The organism is Streptomyces sp. NPDC090108 (assembly GCF_044747185.1).
In the GTDB taxonomy this organism is placed as follows: Bacteria; Actinomycetota; Actinomycetes; order Streptomycetales; family Streptomycetaceae; genus Streptomyces.
In genome coordinates this window covers 483,333-499,099 of record NZ_JBIVDQ010000004.1, presented here as the reverse complement: position 1 = coordinate 499,099, position 15,767 = coordinate 483,333, and the positions used below count along the sequence as shown (strand labels likewise).

Annotated in this window: 14 protein-coding genes and 1 pseudogene; 9 read left to right on the top strand and 6 right to left on the bottom strand. The window is 74.5% G+C overall.

What is annotated here, in order from left to right; all coding sequences use genetic code 11:
* Positions 1–146: 146 nt before the first annotated feature.
* Entirely contained in the window at positions 147–1,076 is a 930-nt protein-coding gene (gene mmuM / locus ACIPRD_RS17065) for a homocysteine S-methyltransferase (RefSeq protein WP_401563790.1), read from the top strand.
* Between the two features lie 424 nt (positions 1,077–1,500).
* On the opposite strand, the gene ACIPRD_RS17060 is transcribed toward mmuM, so the two are convergent.
* The 4 genes from ACIPRD_RS17060 to ACIPRD_RS17045 all read right to left on the bottom strand — a co-directional run bounded on the left by ACIPRD_RS17060 (position 1,501) and on the right by ACIPRD_RS17045 (position 5,257).
* On the bottom strand, positions 1,501–3,069 hold the full coding sequence (locus tag ACIPRD_RS17060; RefSeq protein ID WP_401563788.1) for a carboxylesterase/lipase family protein: 1,569 nt from the start codon (positions 3,067–3,069) through the stop codon (positions 1,501–1,503).
* Positions 3,070–3,254: 185 nt separating this feature from the next.
* A complete protein-coding gene (locus ACIPRD_RS17055; RefSeq protein WP_401563786.1) occupies positions 3,255–3,587 on the bottom strand; it encodes a hypothetical protein in 333 nt (110 codons plus the stop codon).
* Complete coding sequence (locus ACIPRD_RS17050; RefSeq protein WP_356399711.1) at positions 3,584–4,447, bottom strand: isocitrate lyase/PEP mutase family protein; 864 nt, start codon at positions 4,445–4,447, stop codon at positions 3,584–3,586. Before ACIPRD_RS17050 ends, ACIPRD_RS17055 begins: the two co-directional genes overlap by 4 nt.
* 159 nt (positions 4,448–4,606) lie before the next feature.
* The gene (locus ACIPRD_RS17045) at positions 4,607–5,257 is read right to left on the bottom strand and encodes a ThuA domain-containing protein (protein ID WP_356399713.1); all 651 of its coding nucleotides are present in this window, start codon (positions 5,255–5,257) and stop codon (positions 4,607–4,609) included.
* A 210-nt stretch (positions 5,258–5,467) separates the two neighbouring features.
* Between ACIPRD_RS17045 and ACIPRD_RS17040 the strand changes: the two genes are divergently transcribed.
* Positions 5,468–5,875, top strand: coding sequence for a VOC family protein (locus ACIPRD_RS17040; RefSeq protein WP_356399715.1), 408 nt, complete (start codon positions 5,468–5,470; stop codon positions 5,873–5,875).
* Here ACIPRD_RS17040 and ACIPRD_RS17035 read toward each other — a convergent pair.
* Together ACIPRD_RS17035 and ACIPRD_RS17030 are read right to left on the bottom strand one after the other, a co-directional pair.
* Positions 5,867–6,544: pseudogene (locus ACIPRD_RS17035) on the bottom strand (helix-turn-helix domain-containing protein); the annotation flags it as partial. The gene ACIPRD_RS17040 and the pseudogene ACIPRD_RS17035 overlap by 9 nt on opposite strands.
* Before the next feature lie 163 nt (positions 6,545–6,707).
* Entirely contained in the window at positions 6,708–7,859 is a 1,152-nt protein-coding gene (locus ACIPRD_RS17030) for a YihY/virulence factor BrkB family protein (protein ID WP_356399717.1), read from the bottom strand.
* 300 nt (positions 7,860–8,159) lie between these two features.
* Here ACIPRD_RS17030 and ACIPRD_RS17025 point away from each other — a divergent pair, with 300 nt between their 5' ends.
* The 7 genes from ACIPRD_RS17025 (at position 8,160) to ACIPRD_RS16995 (ending at position 15,762) form a co-directional block, all read left to right on the top strand.
* On the top strand, positions 8,160–9,797 hold the full coding sequence (locus ACIPRD_RS17025; protein ID WP_401563782.1) for an acyl-CoA dehydrogenase family protein: 1,638 nt from the start codon (positions 8,160–8,162) through the stop codon (positions 9,795–9,797).
* An 867-nt stretch (positions 9,798–10,664) separates the two neighbouring features.
* On the top strand, positions 10,665–12,005 hold the full coding sequence (locus tag ACIPRD_RS17020) for a hypothetical protein (RefSeq protein WP_401563779.1): 1,341 nt from the start codon (positions 10,665–10,667) through the stop codon (positions 12,003–12,005).
* A 179-nt stretch (positions 12,006–12,184) separates the two neighbouring features.
* Positions 12,185–12,760: a GNAT family N-acetyltransferase gene (locus tag ACIPRD_RS17015; RefSeq protein WP_401563776.1), complete on the top strand. Its 576-nt coding sequence runs from the start codon at positions 12,185–12,187 to the stop codon at positions 12,758–12,760.
* 206 nt (positions 12,761–12,966) lie between these two features.
* Entirely contained in the window at positions 12,967–13,050 is an 84-nt protein-coding gene (locus tag ACIPRD_RS17010; RefSeq protein ID WP_356399842.1) for a putative leader peptide, read from the top strand.
* Between the two features lie 125 nt (positions 13,051–13,175).
* Positions 13,176–14,873: a nitrite/sulfite reductase gene (locus ACIPRD_RS17005; protein WP_356399725.1), complete on the top strand. Its 1,698-nt coding sequence runs from the start codon at positions 13,176–13,178 to the stop codon at positions 14,871–14,873.
* Positions 14,870–15,052: a hypothetical protein gene (locus ACIPRD_RS17000; protein ID WP_356399727.1), complete on the top strand. Its 183-nt coding sequence runs from the start codon at positions 14,870–14,872 to the stop codon at positions 15,050–15,052. The genes ACIPRD_RS17005 and ACIPRD_RS17000 overlap by 4 nt, the downstream gene beginning before the upstream one ends.
* On the top strand, positions 15,049–15,762 hold the full coding sequence (locus ACIPRD_RS16995) for a phosphoadenylyl-sulfate reductase (protein WP_401563774.1): 714 nt from the start codon (positions 15,049–15,051) through the stop codon (positions 15,760–15,762). The genes ACIPRD_RS17000 and ACIPRD_RS16995 overlap by 4 nt, the downstream gene beginning before the upstream one ends.
* Positions 15,763–15,767 lie beyond the last annotated feature (5 nt).

Sequence of the window (15,767 nt, the reverse complement as noted above, 5' to 3'; positions counted from 1 at the left end):
TCTGGCCCTCCTGCCGCATACGGCGAATCCGGCCCTCTGCCGCGTACGGCGAATCCGGCACTCCGCCCTCACGCCCCCGGACCGCGCCTCGGACGCACCGGCGGACACACCGGCGGCCCCGGCGGCGGGTGGACTAGCGTCGAGGCATGACCGGCACCCCCACGCCCCGCCTCGCCGACGCTCTCGCCGGGGAGCCGCTCGTGCTCGACGGCGGCATGGCGGGGGTGCTGGAGGCGGCGGGCCACGACCTGAGCGACCACCTCTGGTCCGCGCGGCTGCTGATCGACCGGCCCGAGGCGGTCACCGAGGCGCACCTGGCCTACTTCGCGGCGGGCGCGGACGTGGCGATCACCGCCGGCTACCAGGCCACCTTCGAGGGGTTCGGCAGGCGCGGGATCGGCCGTGAGGAGGCCGCGCGGCTGATGGCGCTGAGTGTGGGGCTGGCCCGCGAGGCGGCCCGGCGGGCGCACGCGGCGGGCGCCGCCCGGCCGCTGTGGGTGGCCGCTTCGGTCGGCCCCTACGGGGCGATGCTCGCGGACGGCTCCGAGTACCGGGGGCGCTACGGGCTGAGCGTCGCGGAGCTGGAGCGGTTCCACCGGCCGCGGCTGGAGGTGCTGGCCGCCGCCGCGCCCGATGTCCTGGCCCTGGAGACCGTGCCGGACGCGGACGAGGCGGCGGCGCTGCTCCGGGCGGTGCGCGGGCTGGGGGTGCCCGCCTGGCTGTCGTACAGCGTGGACGGCCGGCACACCCGCGCCGGTCAGCCCCTGGAGGAGGCCTTCGCACCGGCCGCCGACGCGGACGAGGTGATCGCGGTGGGCGTGAACTGCTGCTCCCCTCGGGACGCGGAGTACGCGGTGCGGACCGCGGCACGGGTGACGGGCAAGCCGGTCGTCGTCTATCCCAACAGCGGTGAGACCTGGGACGCGGCCGCGCGCGCCTGGACCGGCCGCTCCACCTTCACCGCGGAACGGGTGCAGGGCTGGCGGGACGCGGGAGCCCGCCTGATCGGCGGCTGCTGCCGCGTGGACCCGGAGACGATCGCCTCCGTCGCCCGGATCCTGACACGGCAGGACTAGGGGGCGTCTCTCCGATCTTCGTGGGTCCGCGACGCCCGGCACGGCACCTCGCCGCACGGCCGAACCTCCCACGTACGCCCAGTACGAGGGCGGTCCGGCCGCACGCCGAGGCACCGCACCGGACACCGCGGCCTGATCCACGAAGATCGAAGAGACACCCCCTAGGACCTGTCTTCCGGATCCTGCCGGGGTCGCGGGGTCCGGCACGCGTGGGCTGCGAGGCGCCGTAGGCCCGGCCTGATCCGGAAGAAAGTCCCTAGGGGGTCTCCCTGATCTTCGGGGGTCTGCGAAGCCCCCTGGTGGGAGGCGCTGGGGCCGGGGCGCGCACCCGCGGGGCGCCGGGGTGCCCGGCCACGGACCCACGGGCCCGGCGCAGCCGGCAGCAACCCCGCAGGTCCCCGCGCGGCTCACCGTCCCGCGCGGCTCACCGTCGCCGTGCGCCCACCGAGCGGCGCAGGCGGCGTACCGCGGAGGCGAGTTCCGCCCGGCGGGCCCAGGTGTCCGGGGCGGGGGCGGGCTGCGGGACCCGGGGAAGGGCCGCCCAGAGGGCGATCTCGGTGTCCCTCGGGCCGTGGGCGATCCGCGGGCCGCCCTCGTTGAAGATCCGTACCGGATGGGTGGCGTCCCAGGCCTGCCAGCCGGGATCGCCGGTGGCGGCGAACCGTACCCACGCCGCGTGCATCTCGTCGCACAGCCCGTGCGGAGCGTCCGCGCCGGCCAGCATGACCGACTCGGGAACCGCGCCGGAGTCGAAGACGAACCCGAGTTCGAGGGCGTGGCAGGCGCCGAGGGCGGGGCGGCGGGACGGCCAGGCGAACTCGTAGAGGTAGGAGGTGCCGGGGCGGGCGTCGGCGAGCCGGTGGAGGGGGACGCGGAGCAGGTGGTCGGTGACCATCTGGCCGACTGTCTCCGCGGTGCCGGCGTCCGGGTGCAGGGTGCGGTAGCCGCGGGGGACCTCGTGACCGGCGCGGCAGCGGGCCATGGCGCCCGCCAGGACGACCGGGCCCAGCCGGTCGACCCGTTCCAGGAGTCCGCCGGGGACCAGCCACAGCCGGTACTCGTCCCGGGTCCAGCCCATCAGGAGCTCGACGCCCCGGGCGGCCTCACCGTCGAGGAGCGCCTGGAGCGGGTCGCGCGGCACGAGGTCGCCGTCCACGACGATGCCGAAGGCCGGGCCGCCGAGGACCGGGCTGCTCAGCCGGCCGGCCTCGGCCTGGGTGCGCAGCAGCAGGGCGCGGTCGACGGCCGCGAAGGCCTCGGCGGTGGCGGGGATCCTCAGCCGGGCGGCCATGCGCCGGACCATCCGGCGCACCTTGTCGCGTTCCGTGGACTCGGGCGGTCCGCTCTGCAGGACGGCCCGCCGGACGAGTCCCTGGGCCTGGGGCGCGGCGATGAGCGCCCCGGCGCTGATCGCGCCTGCGGACTGTCCGCACAGGGTGACGTTGTCCGGGTCGCCGCCGAAGGCGCGGACGGCCTCGTGCACCCAGCACAGGGCGGCCAGCTGGTCGCGCAGGCCGGGGTTGGCGGGTGTGTCGGGGAACAGCCCGTAGCCCTCGACGCCCAGCCGGTAGTTGACCGAGACGAAGACGATCCCGTCCCGGGCGAACGCGCTGCCGTCGTACACGGGCACCGCCGAGGATCCCCTGGTCAGAGCCCCGCCGTGCAGCCAGACCAGGACGGGGAGCCGGGCGCCGGGGGCGGGCTCCGGGGTCCAGACGTTGAGGTTGAGGCAGTCGTCGCCGGGGATCACCGGGTCGGCGAGGAACTGGGCGAACGCCTCGGAGTACGGCGGTTTCGGCGCGGTCGGGCCGAAGGATCCGGCGTCGCGCACGCCGTCCCACGGTTCTGGCGGGACGGGCGGTCTGAAGCGCCGGGGGCCGAAGGGCGGGGCGGCGTAGGGGATGCCCCGGAAGACCGCGATCCCCCGCTCGTAGCGGCCGCGCACAGCCCCGTGGGGCGTTCTGACCACAGGGTCCGTCCGGTCTGCCGTCATCGCCCACCAGCCCTTCGCCGCGCTCGTGTGCCGTTCACATCAGAGCGCCGCGGGGCCCCGATGTATTCCGGTGCACCGACCGCGCCCCTGGGGGCGTCCCCGGCGGCGGCCGGGCGCCCCCGCGAGGGGATGCCCGGCCGCCGGTCCGGCGCTGTCGCGCGGTCGCGGTCGTCCGCCCCGCCCGCTCAGTCCTGCTCGTGCGGGTGGTGGGCGCCGACCAGGGCCTGCACCGCGTCCACGGCGCTGCCGTCGTGGTCGCTGCCGGCGGTACCGCTGCCGGTCCCGACGTTGGCCGTGCGGTCGACCTCCAGGATGGAGTCGGCGTGGGAGTTGTCGAGGACGGTGATCATGCTGTCGTTCGCGGCCGCCGGCCCGGCACCGGCCCCGAGGAGGGCCGCGGCGAGCGCCGCGGCCGCTCCGCACCGGGGCACGGCGGGCAGCAGCCGTTCCCAGACCGCGCGGGCGTCGGCCGTACGCCGACCGGCGGCGCGGGCGCGCGGCCCGTACGCGTCCGTCACACGCCCACGCTCTCGGGGGTCAGCCGCTCGGGGTCGATGTTGCGTTCCAGCAGGGTGGTGGACGCCTTCACCCCGACACCGGCCGCCGGGTCGACCTGGGGCAGCCGGCCGTCGGCCGCCTTCAGCCCGGCGAGCGCGGCGTCCATCGCCTCGTGCGCGGCGAACAGGCACGGGGTGCTGTAGATCGCGACGTCGACGGAGAGGTCGGACAGCTCGCCGAGGGAGAGGCGGGGCGACTTGCCGCCGGCGATCTGGTTGAACAGCAGCGGCTTGGTGCCGACGACCTCGCGGATGCGCTTGATCCATTCGACGCTGCGCACGCCGTCGACGAGGACGACGTCGGCGTCGGTCGCCGCGAGCCGCTCCGCGCGGCGCAGGATGTCCCCCTCGTCCGTGGCGTCCGTGCGGGCGACGACGAGCAGGTCCTTGCGGGTCTCCAGGACCTTGTGGAGCTTCTCCAGGTACTCCTCCAGCGGCAGCACCTGCTTGCCGTCGGCGTGCCCGCAGCGGCGGGGCCGCTTCTGGTCCTCCAGGATCACCCCGGAGGCGCCGATGCGTTCGAGCTGCTCGACGACGTGGCAGGCGACCTCGGGGTCGACGTAGCCGTCGTCGATGTCGACCAGCAGGTGGTGGTGCGGGAACGCGCCCCGCAGCCGCTGGACGAAGGCCACCATGTCGGGCCAGGCGATGAATCCGATGTCGGGCAGCCCGTAGTACGAGGCCGCGAAGCCGAAGCCCGAGACGAACATGCCGTCGTAGTGCTTGGCTGCGATCGACGCGGAGTACATGTCGTACACGCCGATCAGAGGTGTGGTCCCGGGCCCGGCGATGCTCTCGCGCAGCTTCTTCCCGTAAGTCAAGGTCCGGCTCCTTCTGTGGGTGGGTGACGCGGACGGCGCGTGGGCCGTCGCGTCTCGACGCCCTTTACCGAGACAAAAGGATCTCCAGGAACATGCGTGACCTTCTGCCTGTAAGGGCTTTACTCACCCCGACGGCGGATCGCGTTCACCGCGGAAACGTCACGTGATCAGCCCTGCCGCCCAGGTCACACCGCCACTCAGGTGAGCCAGGAAGGTCGGATCGCGGTAGGCCTCGGCGGCATGGCCGAGGGCTGTGTAGAACACCCGTCCGCGCCCTTGTCCCCGGCACCAGGCCAGCGGATGGTCGGCCCCCATCCCGCCGCCCTCGTACGACGTCTCGTCGGCGCGCAGCAGCACCCGGGCGTGCCCGCGCGGGCCGGGGCGGAAGTCGTACCACTCGTCGGTGACGTCCCAGACGGCGGGCAGCGGGCGGGTCGCGGGATGGCCGGCGTCCTCCACCACGGCCCGGCCGGGCTGGAGGGCCGGGTGCCGGTCGAAGCGGGCGCCGAGGAGTTCGCCGTAGTACGGCCAGCCGTACTCGGTGCAGGCGGCCGCGTGCACCCCGGCGAAGCCGCCGCCCGCCTCCACGTACGCGGCGAGCCGTTCGCGTCCCGCGGGGGTGAGCACATCGCCGCTGGTGGAGAGGAAGAGGACGGCCGCGTAGCGCTCCAGGGGCCGTTCGAGGTCGGCGGGGTCCTCGGTGTGGTCGACGGCGAACGGACGCATCGCGCGTACGGCGGCGACGGCGGCCGGGATGGAGTCGTGCCGGTAGGCGGTGGTGCGCGTGCAGACGAGCAGCCGGGGCGTCATGCCGGCGACCCTACGCCGGGCACCCGGAAAGAACCCCGGTCCGGGCGCCGGACCTCACGGCCGCCGCGGGGACCGCACACGGTCCGGGCACCCGGTCCACGCGACGGTCCGGGCGCACGTTCCTCGCGGCGGTCCGGGCGCCCGGTCCACGCGGCGGACGTGTCCGATTCGTTCAAGACCGGCGGATGCCGCCGTGCCTACGGTGGGCGTATGACTCCACGATTCGCCGTGATCGGTGTGGTGGCCTCCGACCTGGCCGCCTCACTCGCCTTCTACCGCCGCCTCGGGCTGGTCTTCCCCGAGGGCGCCGAGGACCAGCCGCATGTCGAGGCCGAGTTGCCGGGCGGGCTGGTGCTCGCGCTGGACACCGAGGAGACCGTCCGGTCCTTCCACCCCGGCTGGCGGCCGCCCGCCGCCGGCGGCAGGGTGTCACTCGCGTTCCGCTGCGGCTCCCCCGCCGAGGTGGACGCCGTGTACGGGGACCTGGTGGACGCCGGACACCACGGCGAGCTCAAGCCGTGGGACGCGTTCTGGGGGCAGCGGTACGCCACCGTCCACGACCCCGACGGCAACGGGGTCGACCTGTTCGCGCCGCTGCCCGGGGCCGCCACCGAGTAGCCGGCCGAGCGGCATGCCGGTCAACCGGCGCACCTCCCGGGCCAGATGGGGCTGGTCCGCGTACCCGGCGCGGGCGGCGGTCTCCGCGTACGGCACACCGGCCCGGGCCAGTTCCAGGGCGCGGCGCAGCCGCAGGATGCGGGCGAGGGTCTTCGGGCCGTAGCCGAAGGCGTCGAGGCAGCGGCGGTGCAAGGTGCGCGCGCCGACGCCGAGTTCGTCGGCGGTCGCCGCGACGGGCCTTCCCCGGTCCAGGTGTTCGGCGAGGCGGCGCAGGAGCGGGTCCGCCGGCGGGGAGTCCGCCGCGCAGGCGAGGGCGATGTCCTCCAGCCCCGTCGCGGGGCCGTCCGCGGCCTCGACGCGGCCGAGCAGGCGGCGGACCCGGGAGGCGGGCCAGAGGTCGGCCAGCGGGACGCGCCGGTCCCGCAGTTCGTGGGCCGGCACGCCGAGCAGGGCGGGCGCGGCGCCCGGGAGGAACCGGACGCCCGACCAGGTGCGCGGCGGACCCCCGACGGCGTGGGCGCGGGTGTCGGGCCCGGCGACCAGCAGCCGGCCCTCGCAGTACAGCAGGTCCATGCAGCCGTCGGGCAGCACGGGCGGTGAGGCGGTCCCGCTCGGGGAGTTCGTCCATACGACGGCCCCGGGCAGCCGGGACGCCCGCTCGGTGTACACAGGCCTCAGCCTACGACGGCCGGACCGGAGGCGAAGGCGCCACCGGTCCGGCCGTACGGGGAACTCCGGGCGCCCGCGGGCCGGGACGGCACCGGGCGGACGCCCGGAGTCACCGGCGGTCACACGCGGCCACTCCCGTGCCGCACACCGCCGCGCGCTCCCCTCACTTCTGCGGCCGCGCAGGCCCTCCGCCGCTCTTGCGGGTGTGGTGGGTGTTCCTGGCGTGGGCGCGCAGGCGGCCCGTGACGTCGTCAGGGGGGAGGAACCGCGACCAGCGTTCGGGGAACTCGGACGGCATGTCGGGGTCGTCGGGGTCGGCCTCGTGGGCGGCGGCGCGGGCGACGTACTCGACGACCTGGGCCTTGCGGAGCTGCTCGTTGGCCGCGCGGGCGGCGGCCGTGGCGGCGGCGGGCCAGACGCGGTCGATGGCGGCGTTCATCGCCGCGCCGACGAGCACCGCGAAGGCGCCCACGCCGATCCACAGAAGTACGGCGACGGCCGCGGCCAGGGAGCCGTAGATCGTGGCGCCCTCGATGGTGTGGGTGAGGTAGATGCGCAGCAGGAAGCTGCCGAGGACCCACATGGCGAGGGCGACGAGGGCACCGGGTACGTCCTCGATCCAGGGGGACCGCACGGGCACGGAGACGTGGTAGAGCGTGGTCAGGAAGACGATGGACAGGACGATGACCACCGGCCAGTACAGGACCTGTACGACCGTCTCCGACCAGGGCAGCACCCGGACCACCGCGTCCGGTCCGGCCACCATCAGCGGCAGCGCGACCGAACCGATCAGCAGGGCCACGATGAACAGCAGGAAGGCCATGATCCGGGTCTTGACGATGCCCCGGACCCCGTCGAGGCCGTACATGACGGTGATGGTGTCGATGAAGACGTTCACCGCGCGGGAGCCCGACCACAGGGCGAACAGGAAGCCGATCGAGATGACATCGGGTCTGCCGCCTCTCATCACGTCGTGCAGGATCGGCTCGGCGATCTCCCTGACACCCTTGTCCGACAGGACCGTGCGGGAGGCGTCGAGGAGGTTGCTCTCCAGGCTCTGGATGGTGTCGGCCCCGGTCCAGTCGTCCACATAGCCGAGCAGGCCGATGAGGCTGAGCAGCAGGGGCGGCACGGAGAGCAGCGTGAAGAACGCCGCCTCGGCCGCGAGACCGAGGATGCGGTACTCCATGCAGGAGTTGACGGTGTCCTTCAGCAGCAGCCAGGCGGTCCTGCGCTTGGAGACGTTCCGGTAGAGGGCTCGGGCGCGGTGGAGCCGGCCGGCGGGCCGTTCGGGGGTTTCACTTGCTGGCTGCACGTCCTAACGGTATCCGCCGTACGGGACCGCCCTCACCTCGCGGGGGCGGGATCCGGGCCCGGAACCGGCACGGCACGGCTCCCGGGGACACCTGATCGTCCCCGTACCGCCTCCGCGCCCCCTCCACGGCGCATCCGCACCGCCACCCCCTCCGTGTCCCCTCGTGTCCCCTCCGTGCCCCCTCCATGCCCTGCGCCTGTAGCCCGCGAGGACCCGCTCCCCGCCCTCGCGAGAACCCGCCGGGACCCGCCGTGCCGGGCCCGCGTCATCGGCCCCGCGGTCCCGGGTAGGTTCGCCGTCATGGCAGGCACCTCCACCCACACCGTGACGAACCAGCCGCCCCCGCTGGCCGGATACGACGTCTTCACCGCGGACCGCGCGCTCGTCGAGGCGGTCGAGCGGTACACGGGACCCGAGCTGCGCGAGGAGGTGTTGGCCGAGCTGTCCGGGCTGGGCACCGCCGCCGGATCGGCGCAGGCGCAGGAGTGGGGGGTCCGCGCGAACGAACACCCGCCGCGGCTGAGCACGCACGACCGTTACGGCAACCGGATCGACGAGGTCGACTTCGACCCGTCCTGGCACCGGCTGCTCGGCAAGGGCGTCGGGGCGGGCCTGACCGGCGCCTGGACGCGGCCGGCCGGACATGTGCGGCGGGCGGCGGGGTTCGTGGTGTGGACCCAGGTGGAGGCGGGCAACTGCTGTCCGCTGTCGATGACACACGCGGCGGTACCGGCACTGCGCACCGACCCCGCGCTGGCCGCCGTGTGGGAACCGCTGCTGACCTCGGCGGTCTACGACCCCGGGCTGCGCCCCGTCACGGAGAAACCCGGCGCCCTCCTCGGCATGGGCATGACCGAGAAGCAGGGCGGCAGCGACGTACGGGCGAACACCACCGAGGCCCGGCCGCTCGCCGAGGAGGGGACCTACACCATGACCGGGCACAAGTGGTTCTGCTCGGCGCCGATGTCGGACGGTTTCCTGGTGCTGGCGCAGGCTCCCGGCGGCCTCACCTGCTTCCTGGTGCCGCGCGTCCTCCCGGACGGCACCCGCAACGTCCTCCTCCTCCAGCGGCTCAAGGACAAGCTGGGCAACCGGTCCAACGCCTCGGCCGAGGTCGAGTTCGCCGGGACCTGGGCCCGCCGGGTCGGCGAGGAGGGGCGCGGGGTGCGCACCATCATCGGGATGGTCTCGGCGACCCGTCTGGACTGCGCGCTCGGCTCGGCCGGGCTGATGCGGCAGGCGGTGGCGCAGGCGGTCCACCACTGCGCCCACCGGGAGGCGTTCGGCGGGAAGCTCATCGACAAACCGCTGATGCGCAACGTGCTCGCGGACCTCGCGCTGGAGTCGGAGGCCGCCACCGCGCTGAGCCTCCGCCTCGCGGCCGCCCACGACGACGGGAGCGAGCGGGAGCGCGCCTTCCTGCGGCTCGCGGTGCCGGCCGCGAAGTACTGGATCACCAAGCGCTGCGCGCCGCTCGCGGTCGAGGCCGCCGAGTGCCTGGGCGGCAACGGGTACGTCGAGGAGTCCGGCCTGCCCCGGCTGGTGCGCGAGTCGCCACTGAACTCCGTCTGGGAGGGCGCGGGGAACGTGCAGGCGCTGGACGTGCTGCGGGCCCTGCGGGACGAGCCGGGCGCCCTGGACGCCTGCCTCGGCGAGATCGGGCTCGCGCACGGCGCCGACCACCGGCTGGACCGCGCGGTCAGGGACCTGTTCACCGAACTCGCCGACCTGGAGGGCGTCGAGGGCCGTGCCCGGCGCCTGGTGGAGCGGCTCGCCCTCGTGCTCCAGGGATCACTGCTGGTGCGTCACGCGCCGCCCGAGGTGGCCGACGCCTTCTGCGCCTCCCGGCTGGGCGGCGATCACGGCGCCTCCTTCGGCACGCTGCCCTCCGGTCTCGATCTGGCGCCGGTGGTGGAACGCGCCCTGCCGGTCCTCTGAGCCGCCGGTGCGGCGAACCCCCGTACGGCCCCCCGGACCACGGTGCCGAAGCGCACGCCGGCCCACGGCACCGCGCACCGCGCACCGCGCACCGCGCACCGCGCACCGCGCACCGCGCACCGCGCACCGCGCACCGCGCACCGCGCACCGCGCACCGCGCACCGGCCCATGACACCGCCCGTCGGCCCGCGACACCGCACAGGACGCCCGGCCGCGCCCCGGACAGCCCCGGCCGCGCCCGCGGCGGCAGGAGCCCGGCCCGGCGGGGGTGGTGCCGCGCCGGCACCGCACCACCCCCGCCTCACAGGCCCGTTGGAGCCCGCGTACACCGCCCCGGAGGCGGCACACGGGTCAAGTCCGGTCCGGAAAAGCGTGGTTCACCGGGGCTGCGGGAGGCCGCGGCTCATCGCTGTCCGCGCCCGGAGCGTACGCGTCCGTGACGCGCCGGCGGCGGCGCGGAAGTGACCGTGCCACCGGCCGGCGACCCCCGTGACCTGCCCCCCCCCCGGGGCCTACGGCGGCGGCCGTGACCCGACGGCGGACGGCGGGACGGGACGGCCGAGTCCGGGGGTTGGGAGGCCGCACGGGACCGCCCGGTCCGGGGGCGGGAGGACGCACGGGGACGCCTGCTCCGGAGGGCGGGAGGACGCACGGAACCCCCCGGTCCGGGGGCGGGAGGGCGCACGGGGGCGCGACGGCGGGTTTTCGAACGCGCCCCTTTCGCACGACTGTCCCTCGTGTATTTGCGGGGTCTTGGCCCTGCGGCGCACGGCGCTGCCGTAGCATCCCGTGACGGGCCTTCCCACCTGCTCCTCGGTCAACGTACGGATCATCAGGAGCAGTTGGCTCGCCGCTCGGGAGGAGACCATGAAGCATCGCGGGAGACACCGCCGGCGCAGACGGGGTGCGGCGCTGCGCGCCGTCCTGGCCGGAACCGCCCTGGCGCTCACCGCGGCGGCCACGATGATCAGCGCCTCGCAGGCCACGGTCGCCGGGAGCCCCGGCGCGCTGACACCGCTGACCTCCTCGTCCGACACCGCCCCGCTGCGGCTCCAGGAGGACCTGGTGCCCGCCCCCGACCTCGACCGGCTCGCCTCGTCCATGGGGCACCCCGTCGGCGTGGACGCCGTACTGCGCACCGCCGACCGCGCCCTCCGCGAGGGCGCCGCCTGCTCCGCCGGGGACCGCGCGACCCTGCCCGTCGACCCGGCCCCCCGCCGCGCCTGGTGCTGGGACCCGGCCGACGCCGCGACCCCGGGCTGGCGCCCGGCCTCGGTGACGACCTCCGGCGACGCCGACGACGACGGCATGTGGGGCCCGCACCGGGTGATCCTCGCCGGCTGGAGCCACGCCTCCGGGACCGGGTCCGCCACCGAGCGCGGCCTGGCACGGGTCGCCTTCATCGACGCCGACGATCCCGCCCGGCCCGTCTACCGCTGGGTGCTCCTCGTCGTCCCGGTCGACGGCGGCCGCGACTACCGGGGCCTGGCGTCCCGGATCTCCGGCATGGTCTGGTACCAGGGCAAGCTGCTGGTCACCACGGAGACCGGCAGCGACCGGGCCCTCTACGTCTACGACATGCACCGCATCCAGCGCACCACCGTCGACAGCCCCGCGATCGGCCGGGTGCCCGGCGGCTGGTCCGCCGACGGCTACGACTACGTGATGCCCGCCGTGGGCTCCTACCGCGCGCAGGGCGGCCGCTGCGCCGGCTCCGGCCGTACGGCGGTCTGTCCGGGCACCCTCTCCCTGGACCGCACCACGGCCCCGGACAGTCTCGTCGCGGGCGAGTGGACCTCCCCGGACGGTGAGCGGCGGGCCAGGCTCTGGCGGTACGCGTTCAGCAAGGACCCGGCGCGCGGCGGCCTGCTCGCCACGGACACGGCCGGACGCGCCGACCCGGTCGAGGTGTACCGGACGAAGGCGAGCGGCGTCCGGGGCGTGCTGTCGTACCGGAAGGCGGGGGCGCCCCGCTCCTCCTGGTACGTGGGACGGCTGCCCGGGTCCGGGGCCGGCCACGGCGGGCTGTGGCGGCAGGACACCGAGGCCGCGAAGGCCGCGCGGTGCGGCTCGGACCTCTCGCACCACTGCTGGGCACAGGGCGCGGGCTCGCTGTCGTACTGGCAGGAGACGGGTGACGTGTGGTCCGTGTCCGACCGGATGCTCTTCTCGGTGCCGCTGGACACGCTCGACCGCTCCCTGGGGTGAGCGGGGCGGCCGCCGCGACGGAACGGCGGCCGGAGGACCGGGGAGAGGCGCACGGGGCGAGACGGCGGCCGGACCGGGGAGAGAGGCCGCGGCCATGGCGAGGCACGGCGGCCGTGGCGAGGCGGCGGCCGGAGCGGGGCGATCGACAGGCGGTGCGGGCGGATGATTTTCTGGCCCGCATGAGCAGCGTCCCCGTCACCACCTGGTACCTGGAGCAGACCTCCCCCGCAGACGCCCTGCCGGCCGCCGCGCCCGAGGGCGACGGCCTGCGGATCGAGCGCGCCGAGGTGCCCTCCCCCGAGTTCAGCCGTTTCCTGTACGCCTCGGTAGGCGGCGACATCGTCTGGACCGACCGGCTCGGCTGGCCGTACGCCCGCTGGCAGGCGTACCTGGACCGGCCGGGCGTGGAGACCTGGGTGGCCTACGACCGGGGCACCCCGGCCGGGTACATCGAGCTGGACGCGCAGGACGACGGCGCGGTCGAGATCGCCTACTTCGGACTGCTCCCCGCCTTCCGCGGCCGCCGGATCGGCGGCCGCCTGCTGGCGTACGGCACCGCCCGCGCCTGGGACCTGGCCGAGCGGTGGCCCCAGCGGCCGAAGACCGCCCGGGTGTGGGTGCACACGTGCAGCAAGGACGGCGAGTTCGCGATGGACAACTACCTGCGGCGCGGGTTCAGACTGTTCGAGACGAAGGTCGAGCTGGAGCCGGACGTGGCGACGCCGGGCCCGTGGCCCGGGGCGTACACCGGCTGAGCGCCCGCCGCGTACGCCCGGTGCGCTCGTCGCGTACGCCGCGTACGCCGCGTACGCCCGGTGCGGACGCCGGCCGCGGACACCCGGTGCGGCGGTGTGCCCGACAGGCCCGGCACACCGCCCACTCGTCTCACTCTTCGAAATACTTACGTCCGGATGACGGACAATGGTGGACTGGCCGGAGATCCGCGTGCCAGGCTTCCGTCATGCCCGGAACTGGAGTTGCCTTGGTGAGTCGGCGGCACGTCGACCTCGGCCGCATGTCCAGCGCCATCTGTCCGGCGAGCTGACGCTTTCAGCTCCGCCGATCCCCCTGCTTCCGCAGCCAGCTGCGCAATGACGCGCAAGCGTCTGCGTATGCGCACGTGTGCGCAGGTCAGAAGAGCTTTCCGCCTGTCCCGAAGGACGTAGAACCATGGCCGCCACCCCGCAGAACTCCGCTGCCCCGGCGCCCCGCCGCAAGGTGAGCCGTCACCGCGGTGAGGGACAGTGGGCCGCGGGCCACTTCACCCCGCTCAACGGCAACGAACAGCTCAAGAAGGACGACGACGGTCTCAATGTGCGGACACGTATTGAGACGGTCTACTCCAAGCGCGGCTTCGCCTCGATCGACCCGAACGATCTGCGGGGCCGGATGCGCTGGTGGGGGCTCTACACCCAGCGCAAGCCCGGCATCGACGGCGGCAAGACGGCGATCCTGGAGCCGGAGGAGCTGGACGACGAGTACTTCATGCTGCGGGTACGGATCGACGGTGGCCGGCTGACCACCACGCAGCTGCGTGTCATCGGCGAGATCTCCCAGGAGTTCGCGCGCGGCACGGCCGACGTCACCGACCGGCAGAACATCCAGCTGCACTGGATCCGGATCGAGGACGTGCCCGCCATCTGGGAGCGCCTCGAAGCGGTCGGCCTGTCGACCACCGAGGCCTGCGGCGACGTGCCCCGGGTGATCCTCGGCTCGCCGGTCGCGGGCATCGCCGAGGACGAGATCATCGACGGCACGCCGGCCATCGAGGAGATCCACCGCCGGGTCGTCGGCAACAAGGCGTTCTCCAACCTGCCCCGCAAGTTCAAGTCCGCGGTCTCCGGTTCGCCGCTGCTGGACGTGGCGCACGAGATCAACGACATCGCGTTCGTGGGCGTCGAACACCCCGAGCACGGGCCCGGCTTCGACCTGTGGGTGGGCGGCGGCCTGTCGACCAACCCGAAGATCGGCGTGCGGCTCGGCGCCTGGGTGCCGCTGGACGAGGTGGCGGACGTCCACGAGGGCGTCATCTCGATCTTCCGCGACTACGGCTACCGGCGGCTGCGCACCCGGGCCCGGCTGAAGTTCCTGGTCGCCGACTGGGGCCCGGAGAAGTTCCGGCAGGTGCTGGAGGACGAGTACCTGGGGCGCGCGCTCCTCGACGGCCCGGCGCCCGCGCAGCCGGTGGAGCGCTGGCGCGACCACGTCGGTGTGCACCGGCAGAAGGACGGCCTGTTCTACGTCGGTTTCGCGCCGCGTGTCGGACGGGTCGACGGCAGCACGCTGGCGAAGATCGCGGGCCTCGCGGAGGTGCACGGCTCCGGGCGGGTCCGGACCACCGCCGAGCAGAAGATGATCGTGCTGGACGTCGAGGAGTCGCGGGTCGAGTCCCTGGTGGCCGGCCTGGAGGCGCTCGACCTCACGGTCCACCCGTCCCCCTTCCGGCGGGGCACCATGGCGTGCACGGGGATCGAGTTCTGCAAGCTCGCCATCGTCGAGACCAAGGCGCGCGGCAGCGCGCTCATCGACGAACTGGAGCGCAGGCTCCCGGACTTCGACGAGCCGATCACCATCAACATCAACGGCTGCCCGAACGCCTGCGCGCGCATCCAGGTCGCGGACATCGGCCTCAAGGGCCAGCTCGTCCTGGACGAGAACGGCGAGCAGGCCGAGGGCTTCCAGGTGCACCTCGGCGGCGCCCTCGGTCTGGAGCCGGGCTTCGGACGCAAGGTGCGCGGCCTGAAGGTGACCTCGCGCGAACTGCCCGACTACATCGAGCGGGTGCTCACGCGCTACCAGGCCGAGCGCGAGGACGGCGAGCGGTTCGCCACCTGGGCCGCGCGTGCCTCCGAGGAGGCGCTGTCGTGAGCGAGCGTGCCGCCCCCTTCTACTGCCCCTACTGCGGCGACGAGGACCTGCGTCCGAGCGAGGAAGGCCACGGCGCGTGGGAATGCGGGGCGTGCAGCCGCGCATTCCGGCTGAAGTTCCTCGGGCTGCTCGCCCGGGGGCTGCGGCGGGCCGACGACGGAGGGGACGGGCAGATATGACGACGGGCCATCGGGCACCGCGCACGGACGCGGAGCTGAGGGAACTGGCCGAGCGGGCCGGACGCGAGCTGGAGGACGCCTCCGCGCTGGAGATCCTCCGGTGGGCGGTGGACACCTTCGGCGAGGACTTCTGCGTGACCTCCTCCATGGAGGACGCCGTGCTCGCCCATCTCGCCTCGCGTGTCCGCAAGGGTGTCGACGTCGTCTTCCTCGACACCGGCTACCACTTCCCGGAGACCATCGGCACCCGGGACGCCGTCGAGGCCGTGATGGACGTGCGGGTCATCACCCTCACGCCCCGGCAGACGGTCGCGGAGCAGGACGCGGAGTACGGTCCCGAACTGCACGACCGTGACCCGGACCTGTGCTGCGCGCTGCGCAAGGTCCGGCCGCTGGAGGAGGGCCTGGCGGGCTACCGGGCCTGGGCGACGGGGCTGCGGCGCGACGAGTCGCCGACCCGGGCGAACACCCCGGTCGTCGGCTGGGACGCGGAGCGGGGCAAGGTCAAGATCTCCCCGCTCGCCCGCTGGACCCAGGAGGACGTGGACGCCTACGCCGCCGAACACGGCGTGCTGACCAACCCGTTGCTGATGGACGGCTACGGCTCCGTCGGCTGTGCCCCGTGCACCCGGCGGCTTCTGCCGGGCGAGGACGCGCGTGCCGGCCGCTGGGCGGGGCGTGCCAAGACGGAATGCGGGCTGCACACATGACGGAC

Coding starts and splice junctions, on each gene's coding strand:
- ACIPRD_RS17045 (WP_356399713.1), bottom strand. CDS start 5,257: ATGACGCCCCGGCTGCTCGTCTGCACGCGCACCACCGCCTACCGGCAC.
- mmuM (WP_401563790.1), top strand. CDS start 147: ATGACCGGCACCCCCACGCCCCGCCTCGCCGACGCTCTCGCCGGGGAG.
- ACIPRD_RS17010 (WP_356399842.1), top strand. CDS start 12,967: ATGCCCGGAACTGGAGTTGCCTTGGTGAGTCGGCGGCACGTCGACCTC.
- ACIPRD_RS16995 (WP_401563774.1), top strand. CDS start 15,049: ATGACGACGGGCCATCGGGCACCGCGCACGGACGCGGAGCTGAGGGAA.
- ACIPRD_RS17020 (WP_401563779.1), top strand. CDS start 10,665: ATGAAGCATCGCGGGAGACACCGCCGGCGCAGACGGGGTGCGGCGCTG.
- ACIPRD_RS17040 (WP_356399715.1), top strand. CDS start 5,468: ATGACTCCACGATTCGCCGTGATCGGTGTGGTGGCCTCCGACCTGGCC.
- ACIPRD_RS17025 (WP_401563782.1), top strand. CDS start 8,160: ATGGCAGGCACCTCCACCCACACCGTGACGAACCAGCCGCCCCCGCTG.
- ACIPRD_RS17015 (WP_401563776.1), top strand. CDS start 12,185: ATGAGCAGCGTCCCCGTCACCACCTGGTACCTGGAGCAGACCTCCCCC.
- ACIPRD_RS17060 (WP_401563788.1), bottom strand. CDS start 3,069: ATGACGGCAGACCGGACGGACCCTGTGGTCAGAACGCCCCACGGGGCT.
- ACIPRD_RS17005 (WP_356399725.1), top strand. CDS start 13,176: ATGGCCGCCACCCCGCAGAACTCCGCTGCCCCGGCGCCCCGCCGCAAG.